Source organism: Acinetobacter sp. 226, assembly GCF_048147925.1.
In the GTDB taxonomy this organism is placed as follows: Bacteria; Pseudomonadota; Gammaproteobacteria; order Pseudomonadales; family Moraxellaceae; genus Acinetobacter; species Acinetobacter pecorum.
On sequence record NZ_JAYWYX010000010.1, the window covers coordinates 94,312 to 109,018 of the forward strand.

The following is a 14,707-nucleotide window of genomic DNA, read 5'->3' on the forward strand; positions in this document are numbered from 1 at the left end:
GCCACATCTTTCAGGAATTGCTCTAAAGTTGGATGTTTCACTTCACACCCCCGACAATCGCAGCATTAATCTTTTCAATCTCATAACGATCAACGTATGCATTGATGGTCTTGTCAAAATGCACCACGTTCAGAATGTCTAGGAATTCGACTGAGGCATCATCAAGTGCATACTCAACATAAATGCTGTATTCGTCGGCTTTGACAGTAGCGACACAGGTTTCATGGCAAGTACGTTTAAGCACTTCATATTTTTGAGCGGTGATAACCACTTGAGGATTATCATCAGCGACTTTGGCAGGCTGGAAAGCGTAAGCTACTGCTATCCCCGCGCTGATTGATGCTGCAATGAATGCAGACTTGAGAATATTGGATTTAGTTGTCATACTTATCTCACTCACATTCAGGGTGGGTCATGCCTCAGGTTGTTGCTGCAACGCTGGGGCTTTTTGTTGTTTCGATGAAATTAATATAACTTAAGTTATAAAGAAGTGTCAATAACGTAGAGAATATTATTTATAATATTTGTTATAACGGTTGTAATAAAAAAGGCGCTGCATGAGCGCCTTGATAATTTATGGTATTTACATTGCTCCGCCTTTCCAGCAGATGCGACCCTCAATTTCTATTTTTTCTTTAATTTCGTCTAGTGATAGTATGATGTCTGGATATTGAACCTTGTCTGGATTATCCGATCTGATTACCCAGTGCGTCACCATATTAATAAGGCGCTTCACATAATATTGCTCATCAATACACAAGAAATAAACCTTATTTGATTTTGGCGTGTTGTCGTGCGGATTAACCAAAAGCACCTGACCATCTTCAATAGAAGGGTACATACTTTCGCCTTTCGCATAGATTACACGCAGATCGTCTGGGTTGGGCAAGCCTTGCTCTCTGATCCACTGTCGGCTAAACACAAGACCACCCTTAACCTCCACGCTGTCTATGATAGAGCCGCCACCACATGAGCCATAAATATCAAATTGAGGAACAAGGATATATTCATCAACGCTTGGCTTTTCACCTGGATTTTCACCACCGACCACCACAAAGTCATTAAGGCTTCCAGACTGTTTCTTTATGTACTCTTTCCCATAGATCAGGTAATCCACAGAAGTATTTAAAGCCTTAGCCACCTGGGCAATATATTTTGAGTTATCAGTTTCATTATTCTCAATTTTAGAAATAGCGGCTTGCGACACTTCAGCCTTTCTAGCTAATGCCGTTTGCGATAACCCTAATCTAGTGCGCGCCTCTCTGACACGATCACCACAAGTCAAGCCAACCATAAGAATACTCATAACAAATAATTACCTTTGTAATAATCTAGCGCAAATCAAAATAACATGGATTATTGACTTGTCAAAACAAAAGTTATAAATTATAACCTAAGTTATAAGGAAGGTCGTTCTATGAATTGGGAATCGATTATTAATCAACTGTTGGAAAAGATGACCCAAAAGGAATTAGCGGCTTTGGCTGGCTGTTCTCAGCCGTTTATTTCTTTGCTGTCATCTGGTCAGCGAAAGAATGTGGATTATGAAACAGGGCAGAAACTTATTTCTCTTTGCGTAATTCATGAAGTTGAAACCACCAGAAACGAGAAAGCCCCAGCTACCGCAAATAGCTAGGGCTTTTGTGTCTAAATCCTAGGAGATTCAAACATGAATATGTTAGCACAATTTTCTACAAATCAAGCCAGTATGTCAAGTCGAGATTTGCTTGATCTAATTAATCAGGTTCGATCCGATTTGGGTGAGCCATTACTTCGCTTAAATAGTTTTAACTTAAAAATTGAGGATGAGCTTGATGGAGAGAACTACACAAAAAATGTAGTTCAAAATTTCAACAATACAGAGTCAGTTGTTTTTGAATTAACAATCGACCAGTGCATGCTGATCGGTATGCGCGAATCGAAAGCGGTTCGTAAAAATGTATTGGCAATCCTAAAACAAAAGCAACTCCCTCAATCTTTTTCCGAAGCCCTTCAACTAGCAGCCGATCAGGCGCGTCAATTAGAACTCGCAGCACCTAAGGTTCAATACTTCGACCGTGTTGCCGACACTAAAAATATTTTAAATGCCTCTCAGGTGGGTAAAAAGGTCGGCATGTCGGCCGTAAAACTCAATCAATACCTTGCTGATATGGGTGTATATGACCGTCGTATCGCTGGACGTACCTTTGCTCAATGGTTTATCGACAAGGGTTATGGCGAAGTCAAACAGACAGAACAGGGCTACCCACAATCCAAATTCACCAATAAGGGTGAACAGTGGGTAATTGAGCAGCTTGTGAGTGAAGGGGTGGTGGCATGAACAGAGCAGCACTGCTTGAAACCGAATTACAGCGCCGGATCGATAATTTTCAAAAGGCTGTAGTGGCATTCACTCTGAACGAAACACTTGAAAACGCACATCGTTTGGCGATTGCCAAAATTGATTTATCCAACTTCATGATTGGGGAAAAGATATGAGTAAATTTGTGCCAAACTTTTCTCAGATTCCAAACGCATTTATTGATGAGATCATGGTTAAGCTACCAGACTCATCTGTGAAGATGTACCTACTGATTGTTCGCAAAACAAGAGGTTGGAGCAAGGAAGTTGATTCAATATCAATATCCCAATTTATGAAGTTTACTGGGAAATCCAGACCAACCGTTGTTGAGTCTATTAAGTATCTGGTTGAGGCTGGAATTGTTTTAGAGCATGAAGCAACACACTACGGAAAAACATACTCAATTAATGATGAAATCTACGATGGGTTCTTTCTTTTATTGCCTAGTAAAAAAATCTTACTAGTAAAAATTTTTAACCACTCTAGTAAAAAAACTTTACTGCCACTAGTAAAAATTTTTAACACACAAAAGAAACTATCAAAAGAAACTAATCAAAAGAAAAAGGGTGCACCTAAAAAACAGGTTGGTTTCTCAGAAGACTTTGAAAAATTCTGGGAATCATATCCTCGCTGTAAACGTAAATCAGACAAGTCGGGAACATTTAAAACCTTTGAGAAATACAAATCAGTAGTCACTACTGAAACATTAATCAAAATTCTGAATGCTCAAAAACAAGATCAGTCTTGGATTAAACAAGATGGTGAATTCATTCCAGCACCAACTGTCTGGCTAAACCAGAAAAATTGGGAGAATGATTACTGGACAACTCAGGCACCAGTATTTAATCAACCTGTCGATACCCAAAGCCTTCAACCTGACATGGGGGATTGGTAATGATCGATATTCATAACAACTCCATCGAGCAATGTGTACTTGCTGCACTGATGACCGTTCAAAACTCACTTGAAACCGTGATGAACGATCTGGATGAAAATTGCTTCTTCGCAAACCGTCATCAGGAGATCTACAAGGCCATTACCGACCTTGCCAGTGAGAACAAACCGTACGATGTAGTTTTTGTTGAACAGAAACTGAATGAGAAAAACTCACTGGTTGGCGTAACTCCTGCTGAATACCTGATGACACTGATGGCAGATGCACCATCGAGTTTCTACAATCTGGAATCTTATGTTGCTGAACTCAACAAGCTGAAAGCGCATCGTGAAGTGGAAAAGATGGGCCGAAGCATTCAGGAAGTGGCAAGAGACTTAACCGTACCTGATGTGCATAACGCTGCTGAAAATATCCTGAACAAGGCGACCACCAATGAGAAATTGGAGAAGTCTAGTTTTACGTTTGCTGAAGCATTAAAACGCTCTGGTGAGCAACTCATTCAGAAAGCAGAGGCCAAGGCTAACAAGCAATACACAGGGGTTAAGTTCAACCTGCCTCATCTGGACAACGTAGTGGGTACCATTCAGCGCGGACACTTTTGTGTGATTGGTGGTAGACCTGGATCAGGAAAGTCCACTCTGGCGCAAATGGTGGCGATTCAGACTGCTATGCAGTTCAAGGAAGCGGTACTGGTTGTATCTGCCGAGATGGATGTAGAGACATTCACGAATCGTTGTATCTCAGCACTCACTCAGATTCCATACGACAACATCCACAATGCTGACCTGTACGACGGGATGATTCAGGAATTTGCGGGCGCTCAGAATCGTTTTAGCAAGCTGCCAATTCATGTTGAAGATAAGCAAAAGCCGACTATTGCAGAGATTCACTCTTACGCACGTAAGGCCAAGCGCAACTACAAGAAATTGGGCTGCATCATTGTCGATTACCTGCAACTGGTACGTGATCCGACGAAGAAAGACCGCTATCAGGAAGTGAGTTCAATCAGTCGTGATTTAAAGGCCATGGCAAAAGAGTTTGATTGTCCGGTTATCGCACTGGCACAGCTCAACCGTGAATCCGAAAAAGGTAAACGTCCAAAGGCATCTGACTTGAAAGAGTCTGGCCAGATCGAGCAAGACGCGGATCAGATTTTATTAGCCCATCCAATTGTGAACAGTGATGACGAAATGCCGAGCGGTATTACGGAAATCATTATCGCTAAAAACCGTCATGGCAAAAAAGGCGTAGTTCGAGTGATGGATCGTTTGGATATTTGTCGCTTTGCATCGGTACGAGTAGAGGAAAGCGCAGGGGGTGGGGTGTGAGTGATTACCTAGAAATGAATCTTGAGCAGCTTCAAAAAGAACATGCCGAGCTACTTGCCTTCAATGAAAAGCTAGACCGCGAGCGTAATGGATATCGCAAAGATGCCCGTAAGTACGCCAAGAAAGTCCAGATGATTGCAAGTCTATTTGTTGTGCCGGGTGATGACCATGAATTAACGCTCAAGGCCATTAAGACGATTGTGGAACGGGTGGGTGAAGCATAAGAAAAGAAGCAGACCGTACATACATTAATTTAATGATCATGCGCACTTTGGCCACCACCAGAGGCCGCGTTTCGATCCAGCAAATTCACGACTCCATTGAGCCAAAAATGGGTATCTCAATTCGCAGTGTTCAGCGATACATGAACCGGTTGGAGTTTTGGGGATTGGTCAAATGTGATGGAGCACATCCGAAAGGGTTCTCTCTCACACTTCAGGCAGAAGAATTTATCAAAGATATGGCGCAAGGAGCAGCAGCATGAACTTAATCGAGAAATTAGGGCTAGAGAAGTGTAAGCAGATTGTGGATGGGGCGCCGGAAACTGCGACCGATTTTAGCGGTGGTAAATATTACGAGGAATGGTCGCATACAGGCTGGGTTGTTTCAGATGGTCGTCAGTGGGTTGATTGTAAGAAACCAAATGGTGAATTGATTAGCATTGAAGACCTCCGCACAGCTCTAGCCGACCATGACCGCATTGATGCATGCAGTGATATCAAGAACCCCATTAGCCCAAATACGAAGGTGATTGAGAGATGAGTGAGATTAAGCAGGTTTGGGGAATTATTAAGGACTACAAGTGCGCTGATTTGAAGATGGTGCAAGACCCAGCTTTAGCGGTATTTCAACACCAACAAGCCATCATCGACGAGCACACCGAAGTCATCAAGATTCAAGACGCTGATTTGCGAAAGTATGAGAAGCAGATTGAGAGTTTGAAAGCCCAGCTCAACAACATGGAGGCTTGTTATATCGAGAAGAAGAAGGAGTGCGAGGAGTTGCAGGGGAAGGTGAGTGAAGCTCTGGAGGAAATTCAAAGAGCGTTAAATTGCTGCGAGTCGACTGAAACCGCTTGTGTGTTGGGTGAGTTGGTGAAGGTCCTGCGAGGTGAGTCATGAAACTAACTAAGCAGCAACGTGCAGAACTAAAAATGAAGTTTGGTGGTCATTGTGCTTATTGCGGTGATCAACTGGGTAATAAGTGGCACGCTGATCATATTGAGGCGGTAAAGCGCGATTTCGATATGAAAAAGTGTGAGAAAACAGGCTACATGATTCCTGTGTCTAATGGGGTTTTGTTTAGACCTCAGAACGACACTTTGGAAAATATGAATCCATCTTGTGTGCCATGCAACATAAATAAATCTTCAATGTCTTTGGAGTCTTGGCGTAGATCAATTGCACATTATCGAGATGTTCAATTGCTTCGTGATAGCACTCATGCACGCCATTTGCATCGCTTTGGCTTAATTGAGATCAAGCCTGATCCGGTGGTGTTCTTTTTTGAAAAGTGGGGTGCCAATGCGTAGAGCTGCAAAGATTGATGCAAATCAGACTGAAATTGTTAAAGCGTTACGTCAGGTTGGGGCAAGTGTTCAATCGCTTGCTTCAACTGGCAAAGGTTGTCCAGATCTACTGGTAGGCATTCGGGGATTAAATTTCTTGATTGAAGTGAAGGATGGGGCAAAACCTAAATCAGATAGAAAACTTACACCAGACCAGGTGGTATGGCATCAGACATGGCGTGGTCGGGTTTATGTGGTTGAGAGTGTAGAGCAAGCATTAGAAGTAATTAAGGTTTAGGGGAATAGGGATGATTAGACTGGTGTTTATTGTGGGAATGGTTCAGTTGGTAGTTTCCTGCCTTTTTACAAATGATCAGACGGTTACCAGAAACACAGCATTCTTGTGGTCTTACGGCTGCATTGCAATTGATCTGGTTGTCTTGGCTTTAGCTTTAAGAATGAAAAAGATTTAAGAGGGAATAGGGATGAATGCGATGGTAGCTGAAAAGATGACAAACATTGAATGGTTGGGGCAGCAGTTAAGAGCCAAAACAGCAAATTATGAAGCAGATACACCACCAACAAATGAAATCCCTGTCAATTGGGAGGATCGTTGTGGCGCAATTGCTTTAATGCCAAATGATGAAACCAAGGCTTATGCGTCAATTTTGGTATGGGGTGATTATCGAGATAATACGGATAATTATTCCGTGGTCACAAAATACATCTCAGATTACTTATGGCGTATGGTGCAAGAGGAAATGGATAAGCAGCGTGAAAGTTTTGATATGCCGCAATTCTGCAAACACATTGCACGTATGGAACTGTTTTATTCATTGCGTCCAAAGTTGCGTGAATACCATACATTGAAAGGCCGCTTAGTATTTTCAGGAATTGATTATATTGAACCAAATACTTATTCAAAACGCTATGCATGGCTAGGTAATGCAGTTGAACTTTTGCTCAAAGAGTTGAATGATGAGGTAGAGCATTATGCAGGCCAGTACCGGAAAAATTTAAGAAAATTGAGTGTTTGACATCCTATATGGATGTAAGGTATTCTTTTTCTATACTGGTCGTATTACGGTTCAACCGAGACCAAGTGTTATCTGATAAAATGTTGACTGCTAGGAAAGACTAGTAAAGGCTCATCGAAAGGTGGGCTTTTTTGTTGATTGATATTTATGTGAAATGTAATATTTTGCCAGTGGTTAAAAAACAAACCCATGTAGAATGGCCCATAGATTCTATGCTGTAGAGTCTTTCCTATTCAGCCTCCTTTCCCCAAAGGGGGTATTTTTTTGCCTGGAGAAAAGTATGCTCCAATTTATATTCTGCTTATTCGGCCTACACGGTGTAACTGAGATCAGTGATAACCAGAAAGAGTGCTGTGATTGCTTGAAAGAGGTTGGGTGATTATCCCTTGGTCTAAAGAAGCAAATAATTATATTTAGTTAGATAAATTATTTGCTAAGATACAGGTGTATAAAAACAATGAAAGAGATTGTTGACCTGATATGAGCCTGCTTAATTTGGGAGAGTTAAGCAGGTTTTTTTTATTTGTAATTCGCCGGACGTATTACGGCACATAAGGCCCTGCTCAATTCTGGAGATTTGAGTGGGGCTTTTCTTTTCTTATTGGTGGTGAATATGCGATTAGGTCGAATGAGTTTGGGGATGGTTTTGGCATCCATGGGGATGATGGTGGTTAGTGATGGGATGCATCGAGCTACCGATAGTTTGGGTGCATTATCGCGGGCTATGCGTTTGACTCAGCCAGCAAAACACAAATCAAAGCCAAATCGTGTGAGTCAGGCAAAGCGACGCAAGTATAAGCGTCAAGGTCGTGGATAGTGTGGCAATTTTTACTTGGTTTTATCGTGGCATGGGTCATTTGCAGTTGGTATACGCATATCTACGTGGCAAATGAATGTGAGCGGCTGGGTGGCTTCTTTGTTGGCTCAAAAACTTATAAATGTATTGAAGTGAAGAAACTTGACGAAGAAGAGCAAGACTGGTGAACCTATGACAGACAAAGTACAAGCTAAACAAGACTTAGAATTTTGCAGTACTGAGCTGTCTAAGTATCAGAATCTCAGTAGATCAGGATTGACACGAAATGAGCTACTGGCAATTGACGGCATCATGATTAAGCTGAAAGAGCGTATTAAGAATTTGCGTGTTGCGCTGTATGCGTGATGCAAAGCGATTAGCAGTAATTAGAAAGCTGCCATGCATTCGATGCGGTAACCCACATAGCCAGGCTGCTCATTCAAATTCAGCAAAGCATGGTAAGGGTAGATCGATTAAAGCCAGTGATGAGTTCACAGTGCCGCTATGTCATTCCTGCCATTTCCAGTTCGATACATTCCAATTGGGTAATCGGGCAGAGAGTGAAGCAATGTTTGAGAAGTGGTTGGTGAAAGTGAATCGGATGTTGGTGATGGAAGATAAAGAGATTTTTTAACTGAGCCAAATGGCTCTTTTTTATGTGAGAAGAAAATGAATATTAAAAAATTATTAAGTGCAATTCATAGTGATCTCTCTCTTGATTCGGCAGAAGAAATTAAATCTAACATTGAGTTAATTGCTAGAGTTCAAGAGATGTCTGGCGGGGAGCGCGAAACCATTGAGGCAGCATTCACTCACGGCCCCTTGTACGACGGTGATGTGCCGAGTAAATCATCAAGAGATATTTTGGTAAAAGATGGTTTTATTGCGAAGGTTGTTGTTAAAGGTGAAGACGGGTTTAACGCATGCACCTATAAGGGTCGATGGGCTTATAGAATTTTAAAGGCCATGGATGACGATACTAAGTGATCAAGGATATTGCTGCACGTAATACAAGGAGCAGGAAATGCAAAAAGCCGTGTTTCCTATCCAGAGTCATGCCGACATCACTAAAGCCATTAACTACATGCATACCAATTACACTCAGGCGATTAATGATGGTAAGCCTTTAAGGGTGGTGATTGATCGGAAGCAGGATGACAGGTCCACTGCACAGAATCGCTTGTATTGGATGTGGCTTGGCCAGATAGAGAAAAAGACTGGTCAGGATAAAGATTCACTTCATTACGAGTTTAAGAAGCGCTTTCTGATTTATATCTACCGTCGTGATGATCAGGAGTTTGCTGAGACCTGTAATGCGATTGCAATGCTCAAACAGAACGAGTGTGAAGAATACAGAGTGATTGCAGAGCAAGTGATAAGACTTTGCAGTACAACCAAATTAAGCGTTAAGCAGATGACCGAGTATTTGAATTATGTGCATGACTTTGCTGTGGTGAAGTTGGGTGTACATTTAACTGTACCGGATGATTTGAAGTGGTGTTATCAAGATGAAGCGTCCTTATCCCCCTATTCAAGATAATCAGAACACAGATGTTGAAGATGATGAATTTATTGAAACTGGTGGTCTACTTCACTTCGAGCCTGCCAATAATGATTTATGGCCATGGATTAGAGAAACCTTTCTTGAATCATGGGGGGAACTCCACAATCCAGACCATGAGCACCTATTAAGCTTTCAACCTCCTGAGATTTCATTCCTTTGGGCCTATACCAAGTGTGAAGCAAAAGACCGTCGTGTATTGGGTCAGACTGAACGCGTGATGATTAATGTGGGTGGGTGGCGTAAAGACCGGCAAGAACTTCAATTGATTGACTGGTTTGGTGATGTGCCTAAATACATCATTACACTAGATGCTCGTGTGTGCCAGGTGATGAGTGATGTGGATTTCTGCGCATTGGTAGAGCATGAGCTTTATCACATTGGGCATAAGAAAGATCGGCATGGTGAGTTTGAATATACATCCATGGGTGAACCTAGATTATTCTTACGTGGTCACGACGTTGAAGAATTCCATGGTGTTGTCCAGCGTTACGGTGCATCACTAGATGTCCAAAAAATGGTAGAGCTTGCAAATGATGGTCCAACTATATCTCGGGCTAATATTGCTCATGCATGCGGTACGTGTTTATTGAAGTTGGCTTAATTTTTTTGCCTATTTTGTTAGACGTAGTTAGACAAAGAGGTGGTTATGGCAGCCCTAAAAGAGCCTGTAAAAATATTTATAGTTCAAGCTCTTGCATGCCGTGACACCCCTCAAGAAGTTGCGGAGCAGGTCTTGCAAGAGTTTGGGGTAAAGATTGATAGAAAGCAGTGCCAATCTTACGACCCCACAAAGGCAGCAGGTAAGAACCTTTCGAAGAAATTCATCGAGCTGTTCCATAAAACCCGAGCTGATTTCGATGCTGGTTTAATTGATATTCCAATTGCTCAAAAGTATTACCGCTTGAAGCAGTATCAAAAGCATCTTGAAAAAAATGCCAGAAATACTGTGATGTCACTAAGCATTATGAAGCAGGCAGCGCAGGATCTGGGTGGTCAATTTACCAATCGTCAGGAAATCACTGGTAAAGACGGTAAGCCAATAGAAACCATCAATCAGAATGTACCTACGGATAGCTACCTGAAAGCAAGGGAGCAGGTCTTAGATGAATACTGACCCAGCACGTGAACTAGCGATACAGCTTGAAGCTCAAGAAGATCTATATTTCTTTTCGCGTTTTATGTTTAAGGAACGGCGTAAGTACAAATGGCTACATAACTGGCACCACCGTGTGGTATGTGATGCACTAATGAAGGTGTATCGAGGTGAAACCAAAAGGCTGATAATCAACATTCCACCACGGTATTCCAAAACAGAGCTGGCAGTAATTAATTTCATGGCCTGGTGTTTTGGTAAAGCGCCAGACAGTGAATTTATTCATGTTAGTTATTCAGCCACACTTGCAGCCAATAATGCTTTCCAAACGCGAAACTTGGTACAGGAAGAAGCATACAAACGTGTATTTCCCGATTTTGAATTGCGTGATGATAGTAAGGCTAAGGATGACTGGCGCACTGCAAAAGGCGGTGTCTGCTATTCACAAGGAACCGGCGGTACGATTACCGGTTTTGGTGCTGGTAAATTTCGAGATTCATTTGGCGGGGCAATCATTATTGATGACCCGCATAAAGCCAGTGAGGCCCGCTCTGATACGATTCGTAAGGGTGTAATCGAGTGGTTCCAAAATACACTTGAATCTCGTACCAACTCACCAGATACACCCATCATTGTCATCATGCAGCGTTTGCATGAGGAAGATTTGGCAGGCTGGCTGCTTGACGGCGGTAATGGTGAAGAATGGGAGCATTTAGAGCTTTCAGCCATTCAGCCTGATGGATCAGCACTATGGCCAGCTAAACACAGCATTGAAACGCTTGAACGAATGGAGTTGGCAGCGCCGTATGTTTTTGCAGGGCAATATCGTCAGAGACCATCACCACCAGCAGGTGGTTTTTTTAAACCTGACAATATTGAAATTGTGGATGCGCTACCTGCCGATATTACCCACCAAGTACGTGCTTGGGACTTAGCTTCTTCTGAAAATGAAGGTGATTACACTGCAGGCGTAAAGGAAGCTAAAAGCCAAGATGGTTATATCTATATCGTTGATGTGCAGCATGCACAGCTAGGTCCTGACGGCGTTGAAAAGCGCATTAAGCAAACTGCCGAGATGGATGGTAAATCAGTTGCCATTCGACTACCTCAGGATCCAGGTCAGGCGGGTAAAGCTCAAGCGAAGAACTTTATTACCAAGTTATCTGGTTTCAATGTAAAGGCAGAGACAGTATCGGGTGACAAGATTACCCGGGCTCAGCCTTTTGCAGCCCAAGTCAACGTGGGGAATGTGAAAATGCTTCGTGGTGACTGGAATAAAGCATTCATTGAGGAATTACGAAACTTTCCGAATGGCAAACATGATGATCAGGTGGATGCTGGTAGCGATGCCTTTAACGAGCTGAATGAAGCTAGAACTCCAAAAAAACCTGCAGGTGCAGGATCTCGAACTTATTAAGGTGTTTACATGGCAAAGTCTAAAAAGGATAAAGCGTCAAAAAAGGCTTTGTCTTACGGCAATTTATACACTCAAGAAGCGGTCACTCAGTTTCTGGTGAACTTTGGCAAACAGCCTGATACGGATGAAGTACTACGCAAAGCAGGTATTACGCGTCATAGATTACGTGTACTGCTTGATGATGATGAGATTGCACAAGTAGTTGAAACACGAATTGATGCATTGCTAGCTACGCCGTTGCGTGTTGAACCTAATGATACTGAGGAAGCACAAAAGCTTAATCTGATCTTGAAAGAATGGTTTCATGAAATTGCTACCGGTGCCATGAATGCGCTGTTCTTTGGTTATTCAGTACAGGAGGCTGTCTATGAGTTAAAACCAGAAGGCTATGTGGGTATTCAGTGGATCGGTGAAAAACCTATGCAGTGGTTTGAACCTAAAAATGATGGCCGCTTAATTTACCGACCAGAAGGCATTGGTACCGAGCATGAAGTGGATCAGGTATTCAAATTCTTTTTAACACGCCGTAAGGCGACATATGAACAGCCATACGGTAAAGCCCTGTTGGCGACCCTGTACTGGCTATTCTTTTTCAAACAAAATGGTTTTAAGTTCTGGGCTAAATTTCTGGAACGTTTTGGAACGCCGATCTTATTGGGGAAGTGTAAAGACACTGAAACCGAGGACATGAGCAGAGCATTGTTAAATGCACATGCTCAAAGTGTATTGTCGATTGATGCTGAAGATGATGTTCAGATTCTTTCAACATCGGGTACCAGTGGCACAGCAGGCGCAGCATTCGAATCGTTCAATAATCAGCTGATTCGCCAGATCCAGAAAGTTGTATTAGGGCAGACGCTTACCAGTGGTACAGATGGAAAGGGGAGTTACAGCCTTGGCCAAGTGCATGAAAATGTACGAATGGATAAGCTTAAATCTGATATTAGGCTTGTCACACCAACTTTACAGGCTGTGGTCAATGCTCTATGCGCTTTAAACGGTTGGGGGGATTATGAAGTGATGCTTGGTGAGAAACCAAAACCACTGAATAAGGACCAAGCAGAGCGTGATGTCCATTTAAAGAATGCGGGTGCAAATCTGTCTAAAGAATATTTTGTTCGCGAGTATGGTCTACAGGAAGGGGATTTGAATGAGCAGGTTCCTACCAGCTTCAATCAATTCACCGCATTACCGCGTCAGGCATTCAACTTCAAGGCAACAGCAAACAAGCTCTCACCAGAACAACAGGAAGTTGAAGAACTGACTGATGGTCAGGATGAATTTCAGTTACTGAAACCAGATCAGGTCAAGGAATTAATATTCAAGTCTGATAGCCCTGAAAGTCTGGCTTATAACCTGATGCAATTAATACCTGGTGCAACTCAGACCCAGTTCAAAGCTAATCTGGATCAGGCTTTATATGCTGCAGATGTGTTGGGGTATGTGACGGCGCAAGGTGAGAAGTGATGAGTGAAAAATGCGAATCATGCCGCCGTGGTTTTGATGGTCGGAATGGAAGTGGGTACAGCCCATGTGGATGCAAGAAAACAGTCAAGGTCGCTATTTTGGGTGCTGAATCTAAACAAAGCAAAGTTAGAGCCTTGATAGATGCGCTATTAGCTCAACCTCCACGAAAGCCATGAGGTTTATATGCAACTAGTCACGTTTCTTGAGGCGCTTCAGTACGCTCACAGCAAAAAGATAGTTCTACCCGATGAGTTCTATTCGATGGACTTAAAGACCCGACAGATGGCGACTACGGTTAGCTTTCTATCGAGTCTTGAGCAGATTGAAACAGTCATTAAGGCGGTGAATAAATCCATTGCTGACGGCGGTACCTTTAAGGATTTTCAGAAGCTGATTGAAGAATCTGAAATCATTCTGCCAAAGCACTACCTGGATAATGTATTTCGTACCAATATTCAAAGTGCTTACGGTCATGGTCGGTGGCAACAACAGCAAAGGAACAAAGCTAAACGATCATATCTGATGTACTCGGCGATCAATGATAGTCGAGTGCGTCCGAGTCATTTAGCTTTGAACCGGATTGTTCGTCACATTGATGATCCATTCTGGCTAACACATTACCCGCCGTTGGGCTTTCGTTGTCGCTGTACCGTGATTGCCTTAACCGAGAAGCAGGCATTGAAATACGGCATTACGCCTGATGATCAGTTGCCAGAAATTGCCGAGGCTTTGGATTGGAGTTCTCACCCTTTACAGTTCGGCGAGCTTGAATCACTGGTAGATAAAAAGATTAGTGCTTCAAGTCTGGATAAAGAATATCTCCTCGAGCAGAAAGAGGTCATTAAGGCTGAATGGACGGCGAGTAAAAAGCTGACCAGTCTGTTTGCTCCGATGGATGATAAGGCTCGGGACTTATTCGATACGGTGGCCAATACGGTAATTCCACTAGATCCAAGTATTCGCCCAAGTGCGATTCGCACCTTCTTGGATTATGTGCAAGGAAATGATGCAGCACTGACTGGCTATTTAAACTCTGCTACAAGCTCTCTGGCTGATGATGTACTCAAGCGCTGGCTGAGTGCAGACATGGCATCAATTCAAGCTGTGGCAAGCAATACGGCTTCAACCGTAGTGGGTGCTGCAACGCTTCAGCAGGTAGCCGCTTATCAGGTAGGGCAGACAGTCCAGTTGAATGCGCCGTTATTGATGGCTGAAAGTGCTGGTGACATCGTGATCAAGATTGAGAATGCTAAAGGGCTCGG

Annotated in this window: 24 protein-coding genes; 22 read left to right on the forward strand and 2 right to left on the reverse strand. The window is 42.8% G+C overall.

Annotated features, from left to right (window positions below):
- Window positions 1-37 precede the first annotated feature (37 nt).
- Entirely contained in the window at window positions 38-385 is a 348-nt protein-coding gene (locus tag VXP95_RS06570) for a hypothetical protein (RefSeq protein ID WP_416711713.1), read from the reverse strand.
- 198 nt (window positions 386-583) lie between these two features.
- On the reverse strand, window positions 584-1,294 hold the full coding sequence (locus tag VXP95_RS06575; RefSeq protein ID WP_416711714.1) for an XRE family transcriptional regulator: 711 nt from the start codon (window positions 1,292-1,294) through the stop codon (window positions 584-586).
- A 123-nt stretch (window positions 1,295-1,417) separates the two neighbouring features.
- On the opposite strand from VXP95_RS06575, the gene VXP95_RS06580 reads away from it, so the two are divergent.
- The 22 genes from VXP95_RS06580 to VXP95_RS06685 form a co-directional block, all read left to right on the forward strand.
- Complete coding sequence (locus tag VXP95_RS06580) at window positions 1,418-1,636, forward strand: helix-turn-helix domain-containing protein (protein WP_191112822.1); 219 nt, start codon at window positions 1,418-1,420, stop codon at window positions 1,634-1,636.
- 33 nt (window positions 1,637-1,669) lie between these two features.
- Window positions 1,670-2,320: a phage antirepressor KilAC domain-containing protein gene (locus tag VXP95_RS06585; RefSeq protein WP_416711715.1), complete on the forward strand. Its 651-nt coding sequence runs from the start codon at window positions 1,670-1,672 to the stop codon at window positions 2,318-2,320.
- On the forward strand, window positions 2,317-2,478 hold the full coding sequence (locus VXP95_RS06590; RefSeq protein ID WP_239270192.1) for a hypothetical protein: 162 nt from the start codon (window positions 2,317-2,319) through the stop codon (window positions 2,476-2,478). Before VXP95_RS06585 ends, VXP95_RS06590 begins: the two co-directional genes overlap by 4 nt.
- The gene (locus VXP95_RS06595; protein WP_416711716.1) at window positions 2,475-3,236 is read left to right on the forward strand and encodes a replication protein; all 762 of its coding nucleotides are present in this window, start codon (window positions 2,475-2,477) and stop codon (window positions 3,234-3,236) included. The genes VXP95_RS06590 and VXP95_RS06595 overlap by 4 nt, the downstream gene beginning before the upstream one ends.
- Window positions 3,236-4,564 (forward strand): replicative DNA helicase, encoded by a 1,329-nt coding sequence (locus VXP95_RS06600; protein WP_416711717.1) that lies wholly within the window; start codon window positions 3,236-3,238, stop codon window positions 4,562-4,564. Before VXP95_RS06595 ends, VXP95_RS06600 begins: the two co-directional genes overlap by 1 nt.
- Window positions 4,561-4,788, forward strand: coding sequence for a hypothetical protein (locus tag VXP95_RS06605; protein ID WP_416711718.1), 228 nt, complete (start codon window positions 4,561-4,563; stop codon window positions 4,786-4,788). Before VXP95_RS06600 ends, VXP95_RS06605 begins: the two co-directional genes overlap by 4 nt.
- Window positions 4,789-5,044: 256 nt before the next feature.
- Window positions 5,045-5,326, forward strand: a complete 282-nt coding sequence (locus VXP95_RS06610) for a hypothetical protein (RefSeq protein WP_416711719.1) — start codon at window positions 5,045-5,047, stop codon at window positions 5,324-5,326.
- Entirely contained in the window at window positions 5,323-5,685 is a 363-nt protein-coding gene (locus tag VXP95_RS06615; protein ID WP_416711720.1) for a hypothetical protein, read from the forward strand. The genes VXP95_RS06610 and VXP95_RS06615 overlap by 4 nt, the downstream gene beginning before the upstream one ends.
- Window positions 5,682-6,095 (forward strand): HNH endonuclease, encoded by a 414-nt coding sequence (locus VXP95_RS06620; RefSeq protein WP_416711721.1) that lies wholly within the window; start codon window positions 5,682-5,684, stop codon window positions 6,093-6,095. Before VXP95_RS06615 ends, VXP95_RS06620 begins: the two co-directional genes overlap by 4 nt.
- Window positions 6,088-6,369 carry a hypothetical protein gene (locus tag VXP95_RS06625; RefSeq protein WP_416711722.1) on the forward strand — a complete coding sequence of 94 codons (282 nt, stop codon included), beginning with the start codon at window positions 6,088-6,090 and terminating at the stop codon, window positions 6,367-6,369. Before VXP95_RS06620 ends, VXP95_RS06625 begins: the two co-directional genes overlap by 8 nt.
- Before the next feature lie 187 nt (window positions 6,370-6,556).
- Window positions 6,557-7,108: a hypothetical protein gene (locus VXP95_RS06630; protein WP_174894562.1), complete on the forward strand. Its 552-nt coding sequence runs from the start codon at window positions 6,557-6,559 to the stop codon at window positions 7,106-7,108.
- A gap of 613 nt (window positions 7,109-7,721) precedes the next feature.
- A complete protein-coding gene (locus tag VXP95_RS06635; RefSeq protein WP_416711723.1) occupies window positions 7,722-7,925 on the forward strand; it encodes a hypothetical protein in 204 nt (67 codons plus the stop codon).
- Window positions 7,925-8,092 carry a hypothetical protein gene (locus VXP95_RS06640; RefSeq protein WP_171266029.1) on the forward strand — a complete coding sequence of 56 codons (168 nt, stop codon included), beginning with the start codon at window positions 7,925-7,927 and terminating at the stop codon, window positions 8,090-8,092. Before VXP95_RS06635 ends, VXP95_RS06640 begins: the two co-directional genes overlap by 1 nt.
- 4 nt (window positions 8,093-8,096) lie before the next feature.
- Window positions 8,097-8,270, forward strand: a complete 174-nt coding sequence (locus VXP95_RS06645) for a hypothetical protein (RefSeq protein ID WP_171502625.1) — start codon at window positions 8,097-8,099, stop codon at window positions 8,268-8,270.
- Complete coding sequence (locus VXP95_RS06650) at window positions 8,263-8,538, forward strand: hypothetical protein (RefSeq protein WP_416711724.1); 276 nt, start codon at window positions 8,263-8,265, stop codon at window positions 8,536-8,538. The genes VXP95_RS06645 and VXP95_RS06650 overlap by 8 nt, the downstream gene beginning before the upstream one ends.
- A 35-nt stretch (window positions 8,539-8,573) precedes the next feature.
- Window positions 8,574-8,891: a hypothetical protein gene (locus tag VXP95_RS06655; RefSeq protein ID WP_416711725.1), complete on the forward strand. Its 318-nt coding sequence runs from the start codon at window positions 8,574-8,576 to the stop codon at window positions 8,889-8,891.
- A 37-nt stretch (window positions 8,892-8,928) separates the two neighbouring features.
- Window positions 8,929-9,444, forward strand: a complete 516-nt coding sequence (locus VXP95_RS06660; protein WP_416711726.1) for a recombination protein NinB — start codon at window positions 8,929-8,931, stop codon at window positions 9,442-9,444.
- Window positions 9,413-10,069: a putative metallopeptidase gene (locus VXP95_RS06665; RefSeq protein WP_416711727.1), complete on the forward strand. Its 657-nt coding sequence runs from the start codon at window positions 9,413-9,415 to the stop codon at window positions 10,067-10,069. Before VXP95_RS06660 ends, VXP95_RS06665 begins: the two co-directional genes overlap by 32 nt.
- A gap of 45 nt (window positions 10,070-10,114) precedes the next feature.
- Window positions 10,115-10,582, forward strand: a complete 468-nt coding sequence (locus tag VXP95_RS06670) for a DUF2280 domain-containing protein (protein ID WP_416711728.1) — start codon at window positions 10,115-10,117, stop codon at window positions 10,580-10,582.
- Complete coding sequence (terL, locus tag VXP95_RS06675; protein ID WP_416711729.1) at window positions 10,572-11,978, forward strand: phage terminase large subunit; 1,407 nt, start codon at window positions 10,572-10,574, stop codon at window positions 11,976-11,978. Before VXP95_RS06670 ends, terL begins: the two co-directional genes overlap by 11 nt.
- 9 nt (window positions 11,979-11,987) lie before the next feature.
- Window positions 11,988-13,445, forward strand: coding sequence for a phage portal protein family protein (locus VXP95_RS06680; protein WP_416711730.1), 1,458 nt, complete (start codon window positions 11,988-11,990; stop codon window positions 13,443-13,445).
- 183 nt (window positions 13,446-13,628) lie between these two features.
- A partial coding sequence (locus tag VXP95_RS06685) for a phage minor head protein (protein WP_416711731.1) occupies window positions 13,629-14,707 on the forward strand: 1,079 nt, incomplete at its 3' end.

Bases quoted from the DNA above. Each gene is read 5' to 3' on its own strand.
- VXP95_RS06570 (WP_416711713.1), bottom strand. From the start codon at position 385: ATGACAACTAAATCCAATATTCTCAAGTCTGCATTCATTGCAGCATCA.
- VXP95_RS06575 (WP_416711714.1), bottom strand. From the start codon at position 1,294: ATGGTTGGCTTGACTTGTGGTGATCGTGTCAGAGAGGCGCGCACTAGA.
- VXP95_RS06580 (WP_191112822.1), top strand. From the start codon at position 1,418: ATGAATTGGGAATCGATTATTAATCAACTGTTGGAAAAGATGACCCAA.
- VXP95_RS06585 (WP_416711715.1), top strand. From the start codon at position 1,670: ATGAATATGTTAGCACAATTTTCTACAAATCAAGCCAGTATGTCAAGT.
- VXP95_RS06590 (WP_239270192.1), top strand. From the start codon at position 2,317: ATGAACAGAGCAGCACTGCTTGAAACCGAATTACAGCGCCGGATCGAT.
- VXP95_RS06595 (WP_416711716.1), top strand. From the start codon at position 2,475: ATGAGTAAATTTGTGCCAAACTTTTCTCAGATTCCAAACGCATTTATT.
- VXP95_RS06600 (WP_416711717.1), top strand. From the start codon at position 3,236: ATGATCGATATTCATAACAACTCCATCGAGCAATGTGTACTTGCTGCA.
- VXP95_RS06610 (WP_416711719.1), top strand. From the start codon at position 5,045: ATGAACTTAATCGAGAAATTAGGGCTAGAGAAGTGTAAGCAGATTGTG.
- VXP95_RS06615 (WP_416711720.1), top strand. From the start codon at position 5,323: ATGAGTGAGATTAAGCAGGTTTGGGGAATTATTAAGGACTACAAGTGC.
- VXP95_RS06620 (WP_416711721.1), top strand. From the start codon at position 5,682: ATGAAACTAACTAAGCAGCAACGTGCAGAACTAAAAATGAAGTTTGGT.
- VXP95_RS06625 (WP_416711722.1), top strand. From the start codon at position 6,088: ATGCGTAGAGCTGCAAAGATTGATGCAAATCAGACTGAAATTGTTAAA.
- VXP95_RS06630 (WP_174894562.1), top strand. From the start codon at position 6,557: ATGAATGCGATGGTAGCTGAAAAGATGACAAACATTGAATGGTTGGGG.
- VXP95_RS06635 (WP_416711723.1), top strand. From the start codon at position 7,722: ATGCGATTAGGTCGAATGAGTTTGGGGATGGTTTTGGCATCCATGGGG.
- VXP95_RS06645 (WP_171502625.1), top strand. From the start codon at position 8,097: ATGACAGACAAAGTACAAGCTAAACAAGACTTAGAATTTTGCAGTACT.
- VXP95_RS06650 (WP_416711724.1), top strand. From the start codon at position 8,263: ATGCGTGATGCAAAGCGATTAGCAGTAATTAGAAAGCTGCCATGCATT.
- VXP95_RS06655 (WP_416711725.1), top strand. From the start codon at position 8,574: ATGAATATTAAAAAATTATTAAGTGCAATTCATAGTGATCTCTCTCTT.
- VXP95_RS06660 (WP_416711726.1), top strand. From the start codon at position 8,929: ATGCAAAAAGCCGTGTTTCCTATCCAGAGTCATGCCGACATCACTAAA.
- VXP95_RS06665 (WP_416711727.1), top strand. From the start codon at position 9,413: ATGAAGCGTCCTTATCCCCCTATTCAAGATAATCAGAACACAGATGTT.
- VXP95_RS06670 (WP_416711728.1), top strand. From the start codon at position 10,115: ATGGCAGCCCTAAAAGAGCCTGTAAAAATATTTATAGTTCAAGCTCTT.
- terL (WP_416711729.1), top strand. From the start codon at position 10,572: ATGAATACTGACCCAGCACGTGAACTAGCGATACAGCTTGAAGCTCAA.
- VXP95_RS06680 (WP_416711730.1), top strand. From the start codon at position 11,988: ATGGCAAAGTCTAAAAAGGATAAAGCGTCAAAAAAGGCTTTGTCTTAC.